This window comes from Rhizobium sp. P1_B8 (assembly GCF_056406515.1).
In genome coordinates, this window is record NZ_JBFTZZ010000003.1 from 108,405 (window position 1) to 126,072 (window position 17,668).

Annotated in this window: 19 protein-coding genes; 11 read left to right on the top strand and 8 right to left on the bottom strand. The window is 63.1% G+C overall.

The genetic code is table 11. The annotated features are described in order from the left end of the window. The first annotated feature begins 53 nt into the window (after window positions 1-53). From AC1D2N_RS06160 to AC1D2N_RS06190, 7 genes are read left to right on the top strand one after another with little or no spacing between them, the layout of a single operon-like run. On the top strand, window positions 54-1,697 hold the full coding sequence (locus tag AC1D2N_RS06160) for a dihydroxyacetone kinase subunit DhaK (RefSeq protein ID WP_130729097.1): 1,644 nt from the start codon (window positions 54-56) through the stop codon (window positions 1,695-1,697). A 52-nt stretch (window positions 1,698-1,749) separates the two neighbouring features. Next, window positions 1,750-2,364, top strand: coding sequence for a dihydroxyacetone kinase subunit DhaL (gene dhaL, locus AC1D2N_RS06165; RefSeq protein WP_028733132.1), 615 nt, complete (start codon window positions 1,750-1,752; stop codon window positions 2,362-2,364). Beyond that, on the top strand, window positions 2,361-2,759 hold the full coding sequence (dhaM, locus tag AC1D2N_RS06170) for a dihydroxyacetone kinase phosphoryl donor subunit DhaM (protein ID WP_028733133.1): 399 nt from the start codon (window positions 2,361-2,363) through the stop codon (window positions 2,757-2,759). Before dhaL ends, dhaM begins: the two co-directional genes overlap by 4 nt. Then, window positions 2,759-3,103, top strand: a complete 345-nt coding sequence (locus tag AC1D2N_RS06175; protein WP_026230806.1) for an HPr family phosphocarrier protein — start codon at window positions 2,759-2,761, stop codon at window positions 3,101-3,103. The genes dhaM and AC1D2N_RS06175 overlap by 1 nt, the downstream gene beginning before the upstream one ends. Then, window positions 3,087-4,658, top strand: coding sequence for a putative PEP-binding protein (locus tag AC1D2N_RS06180; protein WP_028733134.1), 1,572 nt, complete (start codon window positions 3,087-3,089; stop codon window positions 4,656-4,658). The genes AC1D2N_RS06175 and AC1D2N_RS06180 overlap by 17 nt, the downstream gene beginning before the upstream one ends. Before the next feature lies 1 nt (window position 4,659). Further along, window positions 4,660-5,067: a hypothetical protein gene (locus tag AC1D2N_RS06185; protein ID WP_028733135.1), complete on the top strand. Its 408-nt coding sequence runs from the start codon at window positions 4,660-4,662 to the stop codon at window positions 5,065-5,067. 51 nt (window positions 5,068-5,118) lie between these two features. After that, window positions 5,119-6,111 carry a dihydroxyacetone kinase subunit DhaK gene (locus AC1D2N_RS06190; RefSeq protein ID WP_130729098.1) on the top strand — a complete coding sequence of 331 codons (993 nt, stop codon included), beginning with the start codon at window positions 5,119-5,121 and terminating at the stop codon, window positions 6,109-6,111. Between the two features lie 16 nt (window positions 6,112-6,127). Here AC1D2N_RS06190 and AC1D2N_RS06195 read toward each other — a convergent pair whose 3' ends face one another. The 3 genes from AC1D2N_RS06195 to AC1D2N_RS06205 all read right to left on the bottom strand — a co-directional run bounded on the left by AC1D2N_RS06195 (window position 6,128) and on the right by AC1D2N_RS06205 (window position 8,616). Further along, a complete protein-coding gene (locus AC1D2N_RS06195; RefSeq protein ID WP_130729099.1) occupies window positions 6,128-6,796 on the bottom strand; it encodes an esterase family protein in 669 nt (222 codons plus the stop codon). A 159-nt stretch (window positions 6,797-6,955) separates the two neighbouring features. Next, window positions 6,956-7,915: an acetylxylan esterase gene (locus AC1D2N_RS06200; protein WP_130729100.1), complete on the bottom strand. Its 960-nt coding sequence runs from the start codon at window positions 7,913-7,915 to the stop codon at window positions 6,956-6,958. A gap of 62 nt (window positions 7,916-7,977) precedes the next feature. Continuing rightward, window positions 7,978-8,616: an NAD(P)H-dependent oxidoreductase gene (locus AC1D2N_RS06205; protein ID WP_113541988.1), complete on the bottom strand. Its 639-nt coding sequence runs from the start codon at window positions 8,614-8,616 to the stop codon at window positions 7,978-7,980. A 93-nt stretch (window positions 8,617-8,709) separates the two neighbouring features. Between AC1D2N_RS06205 and AC1D2N_RS06210 the strand changes: the two genes are divergently transcribed. Next, a complete protein-coding gene (locus AC1D2N_RS06210) occupies window positions 8,710-9,381 on the top strand; it encodes a TetR/AcrR family transcriptional regulator (RefSeq protein WP_113541987.1) in 672 nt (223 codons plus the stop codon). A gap of 42 nt (window positions 9,382-9,423) precedes the next feature. Next, entirely contained in the window at window positions 9,424-10,941 is a 1,518-nt protein-coding gene (locus AC1D2N_RS06215) for an epoxide hydrolase family protein (protein ID WP_113541986.1), read from the top strand. Window positions 10,942-11,007: 66 nt separating this feature from the next. Here AC1D2N_RS06215 and AC1D2N_RS06220 read toward each other — a convergent pair whose 3' ends face one another. Further along, entirely contained in the window at window positions 11,008-11,790 is a 783-nt protein-coding gene (locus AC1D2N_RS06220; RefSeq protein ID WP_113541985.1) for an alpha/beta fold hydrolase, read from the bottom strand. Between the two features lie 367 nt (window positions 11,791-12,157). On the opposite strand from AC1D2N_RS06220, the gene AC1D2N_RS06225 reads away from it, so the two are divergent. After that, on the top strand, window positions 12,158-12,844 hold the full coding sequence (locus tag AC1D2N_RS06225) for a GntR family transcriptional regulator (RefSeq protein WP_115157390.1): 687 nt from the start codon (window positions 12,158-12,160) through the stop codon (window positions 12,842-12,844). A gap of 6 nt (window positions 12,845-12,850) precedes the next feature. On the opposite strand, the gene AC1D2N_RS06230 is transcribed toward AC1D2N_RS06225, so the two are convergent. Both AC1D2N_RS06230 and AC1D2N_RS06235 read right to left on the bottom strand, forming a co-directional pair. Further along, a complete protein-coding gene (locus tag AC1D2N_RS06230; RefSeq protein ID WP_018242463.1) occupies window positions 12,851-13,246 on the bottom strand; it encodes a hypothetical protein in 396 nt (131 codons plus the stop codon). A gap of 123 nt (window positions 13,247-13,369) precedes the next feature. After that, window positions 13,370-13,981, bottom strand: a complete 612-nt coding sequence (locus tag AC1D2N_RS06235; protein WP_130652598.1) for an O-methyltransferase — start codon at window positions 13,979-13,981, stop codon at window positions 13,370-13,372. 283 nt (window positions 13,982-14,264) lie between these two features. Here AC1D2N_RS06235 and AC1D2N_RS06240 point away from each other — a divergent pair, with 283 nt between their 5' ends. Further along, complete coding sequence (locus tag AC1D2N_RS06240; RefSeq protein ID WP_028733143.1) at window positions 14,265-15,035, top strand: siderophore-interacting protein; 771 nt, start codon at window positions 14,265-14,267, stop codon at window positions 15,033-15,035. A gap of 174 nt (window positions 15,036-15,209) precedes the next feature. Here the strand turns inward: AC1D2N_RS06240 and AC1D2N_RS06245 are convergent, their stop codons facing one another. Together AC1D2N_RS06245 and AC1D2N_RS06250 are read right to left on the bottom strand one after the other, a co-directional pair. Further along, entirely contained in the window at window positions 15,210-16,421 is a 1,212-nt protein-coding gene (locus AC1D2N_RS06245; RefSeq protein WP_130652599.1) for an FAD-dependent oxidoreductase, read from the bottom strand. Between the two features lies 1 nt (window position 16,422). Further along, window positions 16,423-17,652: an Atu1372/SO_1960 family protein gene (locus tag AC1D2N_RS06250; RefSeq protein ID WP_113541980.1), complete on the bottom strand. Its 1,230-nt coding sequence runs from the start codon at window positions 17,650-17,652 to the stop codon at window positions 16,423-16,425. Between the last annotated feature and the right edge of the window lie 16 nt (window positions 17,653-17,668).

The window sequence follows — 17,668 nt, forward strand, 5'->3', positions numbered from 1 at the left end:
CCGGCAAACAGACATGATGATGGCATGAAAAACAAACAGACGGGTCTCAATCGATGAAACACTTCTTCAACCGCAGGGAAAACATCGTCACCGAAGCCTTGGACGGTCTGCTTCTGACGAGCAGCAATGGCCGTCTGGCCCGCCTCGACAGCTTTCCCGACATCAAGGTGATCCTGCGCGCGGACTGGGACAAGTCGAAGGTGGCGATCATCTCCGGCGGCGGCGCCGGCCATGAGCCCTCCCATGCCGGCTTCGTCGGCAAAGGCATGCTGACGGCGGCCGTATCCGGCGAGATTTTCGCCTCGCCGAGCGTCGATGCCGTGCTGACGGCGATCCGCGCCGTCGCCGGCCCGAAGGGCGCCCTGCTGATCGTCAAGAACTATACCGGCGACCGGCTGAATTTTGGCCTTGCCGCCGAAAAGGCGCGCGCTGAGGGCTTCGACGTCGAGATGGTCATCGTCGCCGACGATATCGCCATCCCTGGCATCAACCAGCCGCGCGGCGTGGCCGGCACGCTATTCGTCCACAAAATCGCTGGCCATCACGCCGAACGAGGCGAGAATCTGAAGACAGTCGCGGCCCATGCCGCGGCAGCAGCCGGCGACATCGTCTCGCTCGGCGTGTCGCTGTCCACCTGCAGCGTGCCCGGCCAGGCGCATGAGGACCGTCTCGGCGCGGACGAAGGCGAGCTCGGCCTCGGCATCCATGGCGAGCCTGGCGTCGAGCGCATCGCGCTGCAGCCGGTCACCGATATCGTCGCCACCATGGTGGCACGCCTGTCGCCAACGCTGCGTGAAGGGGGAAGCCACGCCCTTCTCATCAACAATCTCGGCGCCGTGCCGCCGCTAGAAATGACCGTCATCGCCAATGCAGTGCTGTCCTCGCCGCTTGGCCGCCGCGTCCGGCTGATCATCGGCCCGGCACCGATGATGACCGCGCTCAACATGAACGGTTTCTCGCTGTCGCTGATCTGGCTGGATGCCGAGCGCGAGGCGGCGCTGACGGCAGCGGTCGTGCCGCACGCCTGGATGCCGGCCGTCGAACGCCACGAGATCAGGATCGTCGCCGCACCGAGAACATCAGCCGGATTGAACGGCGCCAACGGCAAGGCCGGAGAAAATGATCGCAACCGGCGCCTCATCACGGCGCTCTGCGAGCATCTGATCTCGCAGGAAAGCGAACTCAACCGGCTGGACGGGCGCGTCGGCGACGGCGATACCGGCTCGACGGTGGCCTCAGGCGCCCGCAGTGTGCTTGCCCGCCTCGACACGCTGCCGCTCGACCGGCCGGCGGCAACGCTTGCCTCGCTCGGCGAGATCCTCGGCACCAGCATGGGCGGATCGAGCGGCGTGCTGCTGTCGATCTTCTTCACCGCCGCGGCCAAGGCGATGGCTGACAAAGCCGATATATCAGCAGCCCTTCTTGCCGGGCTCGACAGGATGACGTTCTATGGCGGAGCCGGAGTCGGCGACCGGACGATGGTCGATGCGTTGTCGCCTGCCCTGCAGGCGCTCGCATCCGGCGATGTCGCCGCCGCGGCAAGAGCTGCGGCAGCCGGTGCGGAGTCGACGAAGTCGATGATGAAGGCGAAAGCCGGACGCGCCTCCTATGTCGGCGAAAGGGATCTGGCGGGTGTCGCCGATCCCGGCGCCGTCGCGGTTGCCGGCGCGTTCGGCGTGGCGGCAAGCCTCGCCTGACCGGCGTGAAATTCAGAAGCCCGCGGGAGGCGCGGCGACAGGGAGGACGGCAGTGCAGGCGGAACCGGTGCTTGTGGCAGGATTGATAGAGGTGTGCCGCGCGACGATCGCGGCAAACAGCGATCATCTCTGCGCGCTCGATCGCGCCATCGGCGATGGCGATCACGGAACCAACATGCGGCGCGGCTGCGAGGCAGTGAGCGCCGAAGGCGAAAGCCTGTCCAGCCTGCCCTTTCCCGACGCCATGGAAAAGATCGGCCTGACGCTGGTGATGACTGTCGGCGGTGCCGCCGGGCCTCTCTACGGCACGCTGCTGATGGAGATCGGCCGCGAGCTTCGCAAAAGTGATGAAAAGGCCGATTTTTCGCAGGTGCTGAAACAGGCGATCGATGCCGTGGCCAGACGCGGTCGCGCGCATGCCGGCGACAAAACCCTGCTCGACGTGCTCTATCCCGTGCATGCGGCACTTGCCAGCCGCTCGCCACTCGGCGCAATCGCCCGCAGGGCCGAGCGTTCCGCCAACCGCACTGCTGACATGAAGGCAATGCGCGGGCGCGCGGCCTATCTCGGCGACCGCTCCATCGGTCATGTCGATCCCGGCGCGTCGAGCTGCGCGCTGCTGACCACGGCGATCTGCCGCTATCTCGGGGAGCACCGTCCGCAATGAATGGAAAGACCGCAAATGTGGGTATCGTGATCGTCTCCCACTCGCCGCTGGTGGCAAGGGGGATCGCCGACATGGTGCGGCAGATGGTCGGCGACTGCGTACCGCTCGCCTGGTCGGGTGGCAACGTCCACGGCGACCTCGGCACCGATGCCGGCGGCATCCTGAAAGCGATCGAGGCCGCATGGTCCGATGCCGGCGTCGCCGTCTTCGTCGATCTCGGTGGCGCCGAGACCAACAGCGAGATGGCGATCGAAATGCTGGGCCTTCCGCGCGCGGCCCTCGTCTCCATCTGCAACGCGCCTTTGGTTGAAGGCGCCGTCATCGCCGCTGCCGAGGCGTCGGGGGGCGCGTCGCTGGCCAAGGTCGTCGCCACAGCCGAGGAACTGTCCCCCTGATGACGAGCGGATTGCGTAGTGAAAAACAGGAGCCCGACCCATTGCACGTGAATTGCCAGACGGAGGTGGAAGTCAAGCACGGTGTCGGGCTGCATGCCCGCCCCTCCGTCACCTTCACGCGGCTTGCCAAGTCCTTCCCCTGTTCGATCGAGATCGCTGTCAACGGCAGCGACGTCTGGCTGAACGGCAAGAGCATCATCAAGATCATGGGTGCGAGAATCCGAAAAGGGTCGATCCTCAGGATCCGCGCCGACGGCATTCTCGCCGAAGAGGCGATCCGCGCGCTGAAGGAACTCATCGAGCGCAACTTCGATGAGGAAAAGAAACATGGCCGAACCGCTTAGACTGAAAGCTAAGAGCGCATCCCCGGGCATCGCATCCGGCCCGGCCTTTCTTGCCGAGCGGCCGGACGCCGCCCCTGCATCCCGAGCCGTCGGTGGATACAGCGCGCTGGAGAAGGCGATCGACATCTCGATCGGCGAACTCGAGCACCTTGCCGATGGAGCCGATGCCGAAAGCCGGGATATCATCGATTTCCAGATCGAGGTGCTGCGCGATCCGACGATCGCGGAAGCGACGGGCGCGCGCATGGAGGCCGACGAGAATGTCGTCTTCGCCTGGGTCGCCACCCTCGACGCCTATATCGGTGAACTCGAAGCGGCCGACGAGGAGCAGATGCGGGCACGCGCCGTCGATATTCTCGACATCAAGAACCGCGTGCTCGGGGCGCTCGCCGGCACCCCGATCGCCGATTTCCCGCCTGGCTCGGTCTTCGTTGGCAAGGATATGGAGCCGAGCCGCTTTCTCGCCCATGACTGGTCGAAAGGCGGTGGCATCGCGCTGTTCGCGGGCAGCATCGCCGGCCATGTCGCCCTGCTTGCCCGGGCGAAATCGGTGCCGATGGTGGTCGGCACGGGTCGCTTTTCGGCAGCAGATGGAGATCCCCTTCGCGTGGATGGCGACGCCGGTGCGGTCGTCCTGAAGGCCGGCGGCATGCTGATCCCGGCACCGGCACAAGCACCTGCCAGCGACACGCAAACCGGCAGCAGTGAGCTGCGGACGGCGGACGGCGTGCCGATCCTGCTCTCCATCAATATCAACGATCCCGCCGAGATCGATGCGCTCGATCCGGCAACGGCAGGCGTCGGCCTGATGCGCTCGGAGTTTTCAGTTGCCTCGGTCGCCGATGCTGCCAACGAGGAACGACAGCTGGCGATCTATCGCCGCGTGCTGGAGCAGGCGGGCGACAGGCCGGTGATCATAAGAATGCTCGATATCGGCGGCGACAAGCCGCTCGCTGGCCTGGAAGACCTGCCGGCTCTCGCCTCGGGCCTGCGCGGCATCCGGCTGCTGCTTGCCCGGCCGGAAATCGCCCGCGTGCAGGCCCGCGCCCTGTTGCGCGCCGCTGTCTTCGGCAGGCTGTCGGTGATGCTGCCGATGGTGACGTTTCCCGACGAGATCGACAGGATGCGAGAGCTATTCCGCGAGGAAGCCGAAAAGCTGGGCCGCCGCGCCATACCCCACCGAATGCCGCCGATCGGCATGATGGTGGAGGTACCATCAGCCGCCTTGATGCTCGACGCCTTCGGGTCGGCGGCCTTCTTCTCGTTCGGAACCAACGACCTCACCCAATATCTTGCCGCCTCCGCCCGCGACGATATGGACGCCGATGCCGGCAAGGCTGCACCCGCCGTGCTCCGGCTGCTCGCCCAGGCGGTGAAGCTTTCCGCCGGCAAGCCAGTCAGTATCTGTGGCGACATGGCCGGCGATCCCAGCTATCTGCCCAGGCTGCTCGCCGCCGGCCTCCGGCATTTTTCCGTGGCGCCGGCCCGGCGTCCCGCGATAAGATCGGCGATCATCGGCCTCAATGCCGATGGCACAAGGGCAGCCGGAGAGTAGGATGGCGCGCGAAGACATCGAAGACGCCATTATCACCTACAAGTCCATTCTGGCGCAGATCATCGACAACAGGCCATCGGGCACGCGCCAGCGACTGGCGACGGCGCTTGGAAAACATCGCAGCTTCGTCACCCAGATCACCAGCCCGACCTATGCAACGCCGCTGCCGGCGCGCCATCTCGCGACGATCGTCCGCGTCTGCCATTTCAGCGCTGCCGAACAGGAGCGCTTTCTCGAAGCCTATCAGGCCGCCCATCCCGGCAAGTTGCCGGATCTCGGCCATTCCGAGAAATTGCGACACCTGTCGCTGATGGTGCCTGATTTCGGCGACGACAGGAAAAACCGCCTGCTGGAAGAGGCGATCTCAGATCTGGTGCAGAAAATCGTCGCGATATCGGGTGCGGAATGACGAGTAAGCTGGTTGACGTAACGTAACGCTTTTGGCCTTGGGAGAGGCTTGATGAAGAAGTTCATGAACACTGCGGAAACCATGGTCGCCGAAAGCGTCGAAGGCTTCGTGCGCGCCCATGAGGCCTTCGTGGTGTTCGGGCCTGAGCGCAGATGCATCCGCCGCCGCCATCTCACCCCTGGCAAGGTGGCGCTTATATCAGGCGGCGGCGCCGGCCATGAGCCGATGCATATCGGCTTCGTCGGACACGGCATGCTGGACGCCGCCTGCGTCGGCCATATCTTCACCTCGCCGACGCCGAGTCAGATCATCGCCGCGATCGAAGAGACCGATACCGGCGCCGGCTGCCTGCTCGTGGTCAAGAATTACGACGGCGACCTGATGAATTTCGAAATGGCGATTGAAATGGCCGGAGATCGCCACAGCCTCGACATGGTGGTCGTCAGTGACGATATCGAAACATCGAAGATCGGCGAAGGCAGAGGCCGACGCGGCGTCGCCGGAACGCTGGTCGTCGAAAAGATCCTCGGCGCTGCGGCCGAACGCGGCATGACACTTTCCGCATTGAAGCAGCTTGGGGAAGGTTTGAATACGCGCATCCGCTCAATGGGTGTGGCGCTGAATGGCGTGACGGTGCCGCAGACCGAGCGCACCACATTTTCGCTCGGACCCGACGAAATGGAGATTGGCGTCGGCATCCATGGCGAACCCGGCCATGCCAGGCAGCCCTTCGCCGCCTCCAACGCCATCATCGGCCATCTCTGCCAGACCATCGCCGGCGACATCGCGGCAGCGCCAGGCGCCAAGGCGTTGCTCTTCGTCAACGGCCTCGGCGGCACGCCGCCCGCCGAACTCTACCTCGCCTATAGCGGCGCCCGCCGTTTCATCGAGGAAAGAGGCATCCCGATCGAGCGCTCACTGGTCGGAACCTACGTCACCTCGCTCGACATGCAGGGACTGTCCGTCACCCTTGCCTTACTGACCGACGAGGAAATCGCCCTCTGGGACGCGCCGGTGGCGACGGCGGCTTTGCACTGGCCGTGACGGCATCCCAAGGGTGTCAGATGTAAAGCGCTGCCATCTTCCTCCAGGCGCCGGCGCGGTGGGCGCGTCCGTCCCAGACATGCAACTGATGGCCGACATTCTTCTCGCCCAGCAGCCGGCTGAGATAGCGGTTGTTGTCGAGGAAAGGATCGGCATCGCCGATGGTGAGAACGATGTCGAGCTGACGCAGCCTGTCGAACCGCCAGTCGTCGCCAAGTCCGGGCAGGAAATGCGTCGGCGTGTGGAAATAGACGCTGTCGTCGTAATAGCCGTCGAACAGGTCGCCGAAGGATTCCACCCTCATCGTCAGGTCGTAGCGGCCGGAAAAGGCGACGAGCTTGCGGAAGAGATGCGGATGGCGAAAGAACAGGCTTGCCGCCTGGAAGGCGCCGAGGCTGCGGCCATGCACGATGGTGCAGTCATGCGAATTCTTCGCCGCCATCAGCGGCAGCACCTCATTCAGGATGTAATCCTCGAGCGCACCATGCCGGCGGATGCGCTCGGCCGGGTGACGGTGAAAGCCATAGAAGGTTTCTGCCGCCAGGCCCTCGATGCAATAGAGCTGGAGATGGCCGGCCCCGAGCTTGTCTGCGAGGCTCGCGACCAGCCCGAGCTGTTCATACTCGAAGAAGCGCCCGTCCCGCGTCGAAAAGACCAGCACCTTGGCGCCCGCATGGCCGAACACTACAGCGCCGCGCGTCTTTTCAGACGCGCAAAGGACGCTGTAGCACTTTGAATGGCTGCATAATTTTGTCCTTAAATCGAGTCCGATTGAAGGAATTATGCAGCAGCATCTCCATGTCTCGATGCAGCCGCTGACTGTACCAGCGCAGATATTCGCGGTTCATGGCACCCTGAAAAACTGTCCCACCTTGTCGCGGAGAACCGCCTCTTGCTCAGCGCTGCCAGGATAGTCGAAATGCCCTGCATCCAGGATGAAGATTTCATTAAATTTTGGTATCGCATTCGCGACAGCAAACTGGCAGGGCGGCGCCACCGAAGGATCGAACAGCGCAACGGCAACCAGCATCGGCACCTTGATTCGCGAAGCGGCCGTTGCCGCATCGTAGAGCCGAAGCGTCTCGAGCACATCTGCGTGTTCCTTATGATACTCCTGCACCGATTGCGCGCTGCCGACTGTCGGCAAGGTCAGCCGCAGCGGCTGATCCCCGAAGCTTGGCAGCGCCAGATGACCGCGATCGATGCGCTGGTCGTAAGCGATCGCCATCGCCCCGACACCGCCGCCGAAGCTGATGCCGCTGTAGCCGATATGCCCCGAAAGCCAGGGATAGAGCGCAACAAGTGTCGAGACGGCAAGCCACAGATCTTCGACGCAGCCGCCGATGATATAGGATTTCGGCTTGTCGATATCGTGGAGCACATGCCAGGAGGGATTTTGCGAGATCGGCGGACGAGCGCTAAGCGACAGCCCGCGGCAGCAGGGAAAAAGCACTGCCGTTTCCTTGACCGGCAGATCGAATTCAGGCCGATCCCGCCCGCCATAACCATGCCCGACGACGAGCCCGCGCCGCACCTCCCCCCGACGCGGCAGGATGAGCCAACCGCCGATCCTGAATGAACCGGTCGAGATATAGACGAGATCGAGCACGTGCCAGTCGGCATGGGTGATCTTGCTCCGGCGCAGCACCGGCTGCGGATCAACCGTCAGCGCCCTGAGATAACGCGCCTCCCAGAAATCGTCGAAACCCTCAGGCGCCTCGGGCTGCTTGACGGCAAGGAGGTCTGCGAGCTGCATGCCGTAGGTCGGATCAAAGTCGAAGGGATGTGTCGTCGGAATACTCATCCAAGGCTTGTCTCGTGAAAAGGCCAGCGGCGCAAGACTCTGCCTTAGCCAGCCGATAAACCTTACCGGAACTCGGGCACCTTTACGCGGTCAGTCGCCTCGTATCGCCTGGATGTGTCGAAGAGCCTGCGGCCAACGGCGCGCGCAGTCTCCAGATGGGCGGCCGCATGGTTCGGTCCGGCTTCGAGCAACAGCTCCGATGTCACGACGCGGGCGCCGCAATAGTCGAAGATCCCGTGATCGATCTGCGTCTTCATGGCGCCGAAATAGCCGTGCCGCACATAGGTCCCGGCATCGGCGCCGCCGAGGCCGACCAGATGCACCGGCAGGCGGCCAAGCAACTTCACCAGCCCGGTATCCGGGCGATCGTCGTAAGCCCAGCCATTGGTGAACACCCGGTCGATCCATCCCTTGATAAGCCCCGGCATCGACCACCAGTAGACGGGATAGACGAGCACCAGCGCATCGGCGCGGTCGACCCTTGCCTGCTCGGCGGCAACGTCGGCGGGCAGCACCCCTTTCCTCAGATGCAGAGCAATATCTGCCGCGGTGAACCGGGGATCGAAGCCCTCGGCCGCGAGATCGGCCAACTCGACGGAATGGCCGGCATCGGAAAGTGTGACACCTTCGGCAAGATGGGCGGCGACGCGGTGGGTGAGCGACTGGGGATCGGGATGCGCGACGACGATGAGCGCGTGCATGGCGAAAACTCCTGCTGAATGATTGCGGATGGAAGACGCAGCCTGTATACCTTTGGTAAGCTACTTTCAGTAAGTTACTTTTGGTATACAGCGATGTCAAGCGCCGAAACAACAGGTCAGCCGACCGATCCGCAACCGCGCCGCCGCCTGCCGCGTCAGGATCGGCATCGCCAGTTGCTCGACGTCGCTTGGCAGATCGCCCGTGACGAGGGAACGGAAGCGCTGACCCTCGGCCGGCTTTCCGAGCGGGCGGGCGTAACGAAACCCGTGGTCTATGATCATTTCGAAACCCGCCCAGGCCTGCTCGCAGCGCTCTACCGCGAATTCGACGCCCGCCAGACGGATGTGATGGACGCAGCCCTTGCGGCAAGCCAGCCGTCGCTTGCCGACCGGGCCACAGTCATCGCCACCTCCTATGTCGACTGCGTGCTGCTTCAGGGCCGCGAAATCCCCGGTGTGATCGCAGCACTTGCCGGCTCGCCGGAACTCGAAAGGATCAAGCGCGAATACGAAGCGGCCTTCATCGAGAAATGCCGCATCGCGCTTTCGCCCTTTACCGGTGCCGGCACGATCGCCGCAGCCGGCCTCTGGGCCATGCTCGGCGCCGCCGAAGCCCTCTCCTATGCCGCCGCGTCGGGCGACATCACCGCCGTCGAGGCAAAGAACGAACTGTTCGAAACCATCGTCGCGATGGTGGCGAGAAGTATGGGCGGCGGCACGCATCCCGATCACCTGCGCAATACGGCTGGCCTCGCATCGAGATGATCCGGCGGGAATAGCTGTATCGAATCCACCGCCCGCTTCGCCATGGAACTCGGTTATTTCGCGACCCTGGTGAGCGACGCGACGGCCGCCTTCTCGCACCTAATGATGCGTGCGGCGCACAAGCTGAACGGCCCGACCTACGCCCATGCTATTCTGACGATGGCCGAACTTATCGAAGTCTTGCCCAAGGCGTCTGCTTCAAAGGACAATGCCATGACCATGCTCTTCAAACTGCTCACAAGTGCCAGCTCGGAATCCCTGAACCGCGACCGGCGCAGGTTCCTGACCACCGCGGCGATCGGGATTGCCGCCGCGGGCGCGACCAGCCTGTTTCCGTCCTATCAGGCATCGGCTGCCGCGGGAGATGCGATCCGCCCGTTTCGCGTCGACACTCCCGAGGCGGACCTCCTCGACCTTCGCCGGCGCGTACTGGCAACACGCTGGCCCGAACGCGAGACGGTCGACGACCAGTCGCAGGGCATACAGCTCGAAAAGATCAAGCCGCTCGTCGATTATTGGGGCACCGGCTACGACTGGCGAAAGGCGGAAGCGAAGCTGAACGCGCTGCCGCAATTCATCACCGAGATCGACGGCCTAGACATCCACTTCATTCACGTCCACTCGAAACATCCGAATGCCCTGCCCGTCATCATCACCCATGGCTGGCCGGGATCGGTATTCGAGAACCTCAAGATCATCGGCCCGCTCACCGATCCGACCGCTCATGGCGGACGCGCCGAAGATGCATTCGACGTGGTCATTCCGTCGATGCCGGGCTACGGCTTCTCCGGCAAGCCGACCGGCACCGGCTGGGGGCCGGACCGCATCGCACGGGCCTGGGCGGAACTGATGAAGCGCCTCGCTTACAACAGCTACGTCGCCCAGGGCGGCGACTGGGGCTCGCCGGTCTCCGGCGCGATGGCACGGCTCGCGCCACAAGGTCTGCTCGGCATCCACATCAACCTGCCGGCTGTCGTGCCGCCCGAAGTTGCCGCGGTGCTCGCCGCGGGCGGGCCGGCGCCGCAGCGACTCTCCACCGAGGAACGCGCGGCGTTCGATGCCCTCAGCGCCGCAGCCAAGATGGGGAACAGGTCCTATGCCACGATGATGGGCACGGGGCCGCAGACGATCGGCTACGCCATATCGGACTCCCCGGCCGGCCTTGCGGCATGGACGCTCGGTCATCCAGGCTTCACGCACTGGACCTACGACAGCAGCGATCCCGAAAAGTCTCCCGACGAGGTGCTCGACGACATCACGCTTTACTGGTTGACCAACAGCGCCGCTTCCTCGGCCCGGATCTACTGGGAATATGGCGGCGGGCGCAGTCCCGTCCTTGCGGCCGGGGAGAAGACCTCCAAGATCGCGCTTCCGGTCGCCATCACCGTCTTTCCTGGGGAGAGCTATCAGGCCCCGGAGACATGGGCCCGTCGCGCCTATCGCAACCTTATCTATTTCCACAAGGTCGACAAGGGCGGCCACTTCGCCGCCTGGGAGCAGCCGGAGCTCTTCTCCGCCGAGCTTCGAGCAGCGTTCAGGCCGCTGCGCCGACCGATATGAGAGGAGCGGCGGCCCCTCGCCGCTCCAGGGATGCTGCCGCGGCCCTGCCACTTCCCGGCCTCGGCATCAGTCCCTATTCTCCCCCGCCGCCGTGAGGATCAGCTTTGTGATCTCGTCCGGGTGGGAGATCAACGACAGATGGCTGGCCTGGATTTCAATCGTCTTTGCTCCCATGCGTTTGGCCATAAAGCGTTCGAGATCGGGATTGATCGTCCGGTCCTCGGTCGAGACGGCATACCAACTCGGCTTCGAACGCCAAGCGGCCTGTGTCGTCTTGCCGGTCAGCAGCGCCTTCTGGAACGGTTGCTGCACGGCATAGAGCACTTTCGCCTTCGCCTCCGGCAGGTCACCGGCGAAATCACGCAGGAAGGCTTCCTCGCTGAGGCGTCCCTCGTCGCCGTCGAAGACGATGCCGGCCGAAGCCGGCGGCGTCGGGAAGGTTTTGGCGAGAGCGGTATAATCCTCACCTGCATCCGGCGCCCGCGCCGCGACATAGACGAGCGCCGAAACATTGGGGTGCACGCCGGCCTCAGTCACCATCATGCCAGAAAACGAATGCCCGACGAGAACCGTCGGGCCGTCTTGTCGGTCGAGCACCCGCTTCACGGCAGCGACGGCCTCGGGCAGCGTCGTCAGCGGGTTCTGCACCGCCGTGGCATTGAGTCCAGCCGCCTGCAGGCGCGCGATCACCTCGGTCCAGCACGAGCCGTCGGCAAACAGCCCGTGCGCCAGCACGACGTTGCGCGCCTTTATGGGAGCGGATGTCGCGGCCATGCCGCGTGTGGCAAGCAGAGAAGCGGCAGCGCCGGCAACAAGGGCGGCCGAGAAAGCCCGTCTGTTCATCATCATGATCTGGTTCCTTGTGCGTCCAGGAATTGAAGGATCGAAAGCATGTCGGCTCGGGACCGAAGAACGGAAGCCAAGTCAAAATTGGTTGGTCTGTAATGCCATGTCGGAACGGTTCGTTAGCCGGGCGCGAGGCACTGGCCTTCGTCGGGTTGCGCGATCCCGTCGTCAAACTCGGTATTTGAAGCGGCTTCGTGTATGCAGAAGCCTGCTTGCTGGAGATTTATGTATTCCCATTCGACAGAAAGTCAATTATTGAATACGTAACACCTTCGTGATGCCGCACGTGCATACACAGAAGAGGCACGCAATCGCATTTGCATACACGGGCGCTTGGGGCCGATGCCTGAAACAGATCGGAGATGACGGAATGGCGAATGGTTTCGAAACCGAGGATGACGGCGATGATCGCGGCTTGCTCTCCGATCGCATTCGCAACGCCCTGACCGACGAGATCGCCGCCGGCACGCTGGCGGCGGGTGCAGCGTTGGACGAACAGCAGCTTGCCGATCGTTTCGGCGCCTCCCGCACGCCGGTTCGCGAAGCGCTGCGTCAGCTGGCGGCGGGCGGCCTCGTCGAGCTTCGCGCCCGGCGCGGCGGCGTCGTCGCCCGTATGACGCCGGAGCGCATCATGGAGATGTTCGAGACGGTGGCCGAGATCGAGGCCGTCTGCGTCAGGCTCGCGACCTACCGCATGACGCCGCTGGAGCGCAGCCGCCTGATCGAACTGCACGAGCTCTCACGGCCAATCGTCGAAAGCGGCGACGTCAACGCCTATGATAGCTTCAACCGTCAGTTCCACGAGACCATCTACTGCGCCACCCATAACGGCTTCCTCGCCGAACAGGCGATCGCCATCCGCAACCGCCTGAACGCCTTCCGACGCACGCAACTGCGCCAGGGCGAAAGGCTGAGCCGCTCCCGCGACGAACACGAGGCCATCATGCAGGCGATCGCCGAAGGCGACGGCGAGATGGCGTCACGGCGCATGCGCGCCCATATGCTCAACGCCGCCACCTCGCTCAGCCGTTTCATCGAGGCCAACAAGCCGGCGTGAATCTCCCTAAGGAATCGGGCAGTGGTATTTATAATGAGCCATGGTGGTCATCAACTCGTCGCCGGTGGCCCCGCGTATGCCGGGATTCTCCTCCAGGAACGTGCATAGCGTATTGCCGATCGCTTCCGCCGTAGTTCCGACTGGGATACATACGTTGACACCAACGGCGATTGCAAAATGCGCCGAGTTCACCATCCTGCTGGGTCTGGGAGCGGCTTCGGTAAAAATGCGACGAGCGAGTTGCTCATCACTATTCCATTTGTCCAACCAACCGGCAACATACCCGACGACAAACTGCCGGGACTCGCTGCAATCAGAATAGAGAACGTCACCGCTGGAAAACCCGGCTGGAATCTTTGCAGAAACCGTTGCCAAAAGGGTGGCGACAAGAATGCCCGACATCACATCTCCAAAGCTCGCAATAACGCAGAGCTTTGATCGGGAACGTGTCGGAAATTAGCTTAAAACGTGTCTTCTTTTTTGCTGCAACCAAAAAACAAAATGACAGCTAATCTCACCTCAGCCTCAATCGAACCGACTGACCTCAAGCCCGCTGCCGACCGGCAGCAGCACGCTTGATATCCCTGGCTTGGCACGGACAGCCTCACCATAGCGTTTGAGATCATCGCCTCCCGGGCGCAGCATGTTGTCGGCGACGATGATCGCGCCCGGATTGAGCTTGGGATAGAAGGCTTCGAGGCAGGGAACGTAGAGATCCTTCCAGAGATCCACCAGCACGAAATCGATGCCGGAGGAAAGCGCGCCGATCATCTGGACGGCATCCCCGACCTTGAATTCCACATACTCGGCAAGCCCTGCCCTGACGGCCATGTCGCGTGCGTAGGCAGACTTGTAGTCGTGCATTTCCATGGTGATCAGCCGACCGCCGGAAGCGCGCGCGGCTTCCGCCAGCCATATCCCGGAATAACCGAAGGAGGTGCCGAGTTCGAGGATCGTCGGCGCCTTGAGGCTCCTGGCGAGGATATTGATGAACTGCCCAGTCTCTGGTCCCACCGCGCGTAGCCGCTGATCCTGTCCTCCGTCGCGGCCGCCCGGAGGCAGTTCGCGCGGGCTGTTGTGCTCCGTCTCGATCATCGCGTGATAGATGTCGAGCACGTCCTGGATTTCGGTGTCCATTGTCTTCTCCATGACCGCCTGCACGAAATTCCTACGTGTTGAGCAGATGATCATTGCCCGACCGAAACACCTCCGGAAAGTTAAACTTTGGCAATCATCGCCCTTGTTGGCCACCTTGCCGTTGCACATGCCGCCGGCGTCGGTTACATCATGCGCTCAATGGTCGGGTCACCCGGCCACGTAAGCGTTAACGTCACTCAACGCGTATGATCGAACGGCTTTTGCGGCTTCGATCTGCGCGACTATGTCCTGCGGATCGAGCTTCAAAGCCCCGGAAGGACACATGGATAACAATCAACTCAAAGAACAGACTTCACCCGCCCCTGTCATCGAGCGGATCCGCCACGACACGCGACGGCGCACCCTGATGGTCGAAAGCGTCATCGACATCACCCCCGGCATGCGCCGCATCGAATTGACCGGCGGCGATCTCGCCGACTTCACCAGTCTTGCACCCGATGACCACATCAAGATTTTCGTACCGGCCACCGATGGCGGGGAAGAACGCCGTGACTACACGCCGCGCCGCTACGACAATGCCGAACGCAGACTGACCATCGACTTCGCCTTGCACGAGGCAGGCCCCGTGACCCAATGGGCGATCGACGCGCGCCCCGGCGACAGGCTCGAGATCGGCGGACCAAGGGGCTCCGCCGTGGTTTCGAAGACAGTCAAACGATGGCTGCTGATCGGCGACGAAACGGCCCTGCCGGCAATCGGCCGCCGGATCGAGGAGAGCAGTGCCGGAACCGTCATCACCACAATCGCAGCCGTCACCGGCCCGTTGGAAGAGCAGGTCTTCGCGACATCAGCCGAACTGCACATCCACTGGGCGCATCGGCCTCTCTCGCAGGCAACCGATGCCGCAGCGCTGCTGAAATTGTTGAGCACGGTCGATATCCAACCGGAAACCTTCATCTGGGTCGCGGCGGAAGCCTCGGTAACACGCGATATCCGCGCCTATCTGCTGGAACGAGGTTGCCCGCTCGGCTGGATCAAGGCATCCGGCTATTGGGTGTTCGGCAAGGCCGACACGACTGAGAAATTCGGCTAGGGGTCATTCCACAGATTCCATTGGTGACGTGCTCTCACTCACTTCGCTCCGGATTTTATGATCCGGAGCGATCAGATGGATGAAGAGGTATGAATTGAGCAAGTCCCCGCATCTGCCGGAACGCTGCGGCAGGTGGTCGTCCGCAACTGTGAGCACCGGGCGCCAACCACCGACTTATCGAAGGAGATCGACCACGCGGCGGGCAGAACCCAATGCGAGCGTCCATCCCAACATGCCGTGGCCGGCATTGATGTAGAGACCTTTGATGCGTCTGGAGGCGGCGATCATGGGCTTGGAGGTCGGAGTCATGGGCCTCTCGCCCGACCATCTCGTCAGTTCGTCCGATCGGTCGAAAAGATCGGGCAGCACTGCGGACGCGGCCAGCTTGAGCGTGTCGAAACGCCCGACATCAAAACCGGCTCCGGGACGCTCGATGTCTGCCAGTCCGGCAACACGAAAACGGTCGCCGATTGCCACAAAGGCAAGCTTTCGCTTGACGTCTGTCAGGCTGATACTTGGTGCAAGGCTGGATCTTGGAATGGTGAGCGAGTAGCCTCTGACGGAGCGTATGTCCCGGGCCTCGGGCAGATCGGACACGAGGGAAAGGATCTGCGGCCCTGCGGCGACAATAGCGGCGTCGACGTGAAGCTCGTCGCGATCCTCGAACCTCAACCCTGTCAGCACGCCTCCCGTTTGGACAAAGCTCGAAACCCTCCTGCCGAAAAGCGTCGACACCTGCCCGCGCCCGACCATCCAGGCGGTCAGCTGGCGGCAAAATCCGGCCGCATCGCCGAGGGCATCATCCGGAGTATAAACGGCGCCGGCAATCTCTCCCTGATACGCGGCAAGCGCCGGTTCGATGTTTTCCGCCTCCACCCGCTTCAGCAGGCGTTGTTCGAAGCCAAGGGCATTCTTGCGCACGACACTGGAATGGGCGGCAGCAAAACTCTGCGGGTCGGCGTAGAGATGCAGCTTTCCGGCGACACGGTAATCGAATTCGACATCGGTTTCCTTAAGCAGGATCGCGAGTTCGTAACGGGATTGCTCGGCGAGGCGCAGGATGTCCTGCGTATTGTTCCACCAACGCCTGAACGGGGTATTGGCAATAAATTTCAGCCCCCAACGCAGAAAGTCCCGGTCGAGTTGCCAGTGGATGCGGAAGGCCGGATCGCGCCCCATCGCAATGGCTGGCAGATGCTTCAGCAGGGCTGGCGATGCCATAGCGTCACCATAGGCCCAGGACAGCTGCGCGGCGTTGCCGGCACTCGCCCCCGTGCCCGGCTCGCCCGCCGCATCGACAAGTGTCACATCATGCCCCGCCCGGGCGAGAAGATAGGCCGACGACACGCCGACCACGCCGGCGCCGATCACCGCAACGCGCCCCATCTCAGGCCTCGTCGCCGACGATGGCCGTCAGCTCGACTTCAACAGGAACCCCACGTGGCAGGGATGCAACGCCGACCGCGATGCGGGCATGCGTCCATCGATCCGGGAAAAGCTCTCGGAGCAGTTCCGAAGCGCCATCGACGACCGCGCCGTGGCGCTCGAAAGCAGCATCTGCCGCGACATAGCCCGCCAGCCGTACGAAGCCCTGGATCTTGTGGAAGCCCCCCGCAGCTCCCTCCAACTGGGCAAGCGCATTGAGGAGCGCCCAACGCGCACATTCTCGCCCCTCTTCGATGGAGACTGATGCTCCGAGGTGTCCCGTCTGCAGCACCACGCCATCCTTCAACGGCACTTGACCGGAAATGGTGATGATATTGCCGGTCCGCACAGCTCCGGAAAATGCACCCGGCGGCGAGGATGCTTCCGGCAGAGCAAGCTCGAGCTGTACCAGCCGTTCGCGCACGCGATTGCTTCCAGCCGACGAAGCATTGCGTGCCTTGCGGGCTGCCGCTTCGGCGCTGCGGTCGACGAAGGCCCTCATGACATTCCTATCGAGTTCAGTCAGCCGGTATTCCGGGTGCCATTGGATACCCAGGCAAAAGCCGTCTGTTTCTCCTTCGAATGCCTCGATGATGCCGTCCGGCGCCCTTGCAGCGACACGGAATCGTCCGTGGCCGGCCAAAGCATGCCGATGCAGGCTGTTGACGCGCGCCGACCTCTTCCCGACCCAGTTGGCGAGCACGCTGCCCTGCTCGACGATGATCTCGTGCGCCAGCACGTCGGGGACATCTTGCGGGATGTGGGATACGGCGGCGGCCGGCAGCTCGGTTTGAAATTTGCCTCCAAGGCATTCACCGATCAGTTGCATGCCATGGCAGATGCCGAGAAGCGGCTTGCCGGTTTTCAAGGCTTGCTCGACCAGCTGAATTTCGAACTGCCTGCGCGCCCCTGTCACCTCCGTCCCCGGCCGCGCACCGGTAAGGAGGATTCCATCGGCGAGTGCCAAGGCCGGTGCCAGGTTCCGGGTATTGTAAGGCAGGATCAACGGAATTCCCCCTGCCTCGGCTATGGCGTCCGCATAGTTGGCGCGTACCACATACTCCTTCTCGGTCGGAGCATCAGGCGCTTCGCTGAGGTCGGGCGTCATGAGGATCACCGGCCAACGAGGTTCATCCGATTGCGTTGCATGCCGACGTGCGTCGCCGGTGGCAACGGTCGTTTCAATGGTCATGGTCTTGGCCTTGTGA

Coding starts and splice junctions, on each gene's coding strand:
- AC1D2N_RS06180 (WP_028733134.1), top strand. CDS start 3,087: ATGGCCGAACCGCTTAGACTGAAAGCTAAGAGCGCATCCCCGGGCATC.
- AC1D2N_RS06215 (WP_113541986.1), top strand. CDS start 9,424: ATGGAACTCGGTTATTTCGCGACCCTGGTGAGCGACGCGACGGCCGCC.
- AC1D2N_RS06220 (WP_113541985.1), bottom strand. CDS start 11,790: ATGATGATGAACAGACGGGCTTTCTCGGCCGCCCTTGTTGCCGGCGCT.
- AC1D2N_RS06175 (WP_026230806.1), top strand. CDS start 2,759: ATGACGAGCGGATTGCGTAGTGAAAAACAGGAGCCCGACCCATTGCAC.
- AC1D2N_RS06190 (WP_130729098.1), top strand. CDS start 5,119: ATGAAGAAGTTCATGAACACTGCGGAAACCATGGTCGCCGAAAGCGTC.
- AC1D2N_RS06245 (WP_130652599.1), bottom strand. CDS start 16,421: ATGGGGCGCGTTGCGGTGATCGGCGCCGGCGTGGTCGGCGTGTCGTCG.
- AC1D2N_RS06225 (WP_115157390.1), top strand. CDS start 12,158: ATGGCGAATGGTTTCGAAACCGAGGATGACGGCGATGATCGCGGCTTG.
- AC1D2N_RS06230 (WP_018242463.1), bottom strand. CDS start 13,246: ATGTCGGGCATTCTTGTCGCCACCCTTTTGGCAACGGTTTCTGCAAAG.
- AC1D2N_RS06200 (WP_130729100.1), bottom strand. CDS start 7,915: ATGAGTATTCCGACGACACATCCCTTCGACTTTGATCCGACCTACGGC.
- AC1D2N_RS06240 (WP_028733143.1), top strand. CDS start 14,265: ATGGATAACAATCAACTCAAAGAACAGACTTCACCCGCCCCTGTCATC.
- AC1D2N_RS06185 (WP_028733135.1), top strand. CDS start 4,660: ATGGCGCGCGAAGACATCGAAGACGCCATTATCACCTACAAGTCCATT.
- AC1D2N_RS06235 (WP_130652598.1), bottom strand. CDS start 13,981: ATGGACACCGAAATCCAGGACGTGCTCGACATCTATCACGCGATGATC.
- AC1D2N_RS06210 (WP_113541987.1), top strand. CDS start 8,710: ATGTCAAGCGCCGAAACAACAGGTCAGCCGACCGATCCGCAACCGCGC.
- AC1D2N_RS06205 (WP_113541988.1), bottom strand. CDS start 8,616: ATGCACGCGCTCATCGTCGTCGCGCATCCCGATCCCCAGTCGCTCACC.
- dhaM (WP_028733133.1), top strand. CDS start 2,361: ATGAATGGAAAGACCGCAAATGTGGGTATCGTGATCGTCTCCCACTCG.
- AC1D2N_RS06160 (WP_130729097.1), top strand. CDS start 54: ATGAAACACTTCTTCAACCGCAGGGAAAACATCGTCACCGAAGCCTTG.
- AC1D2N_RS06250 (WP_113541980.1), bottom strand. CDS start 17,652: ATGACCATTGAAACGACCGTTGCCACCGGCGACGCACGTCGGCATGCA.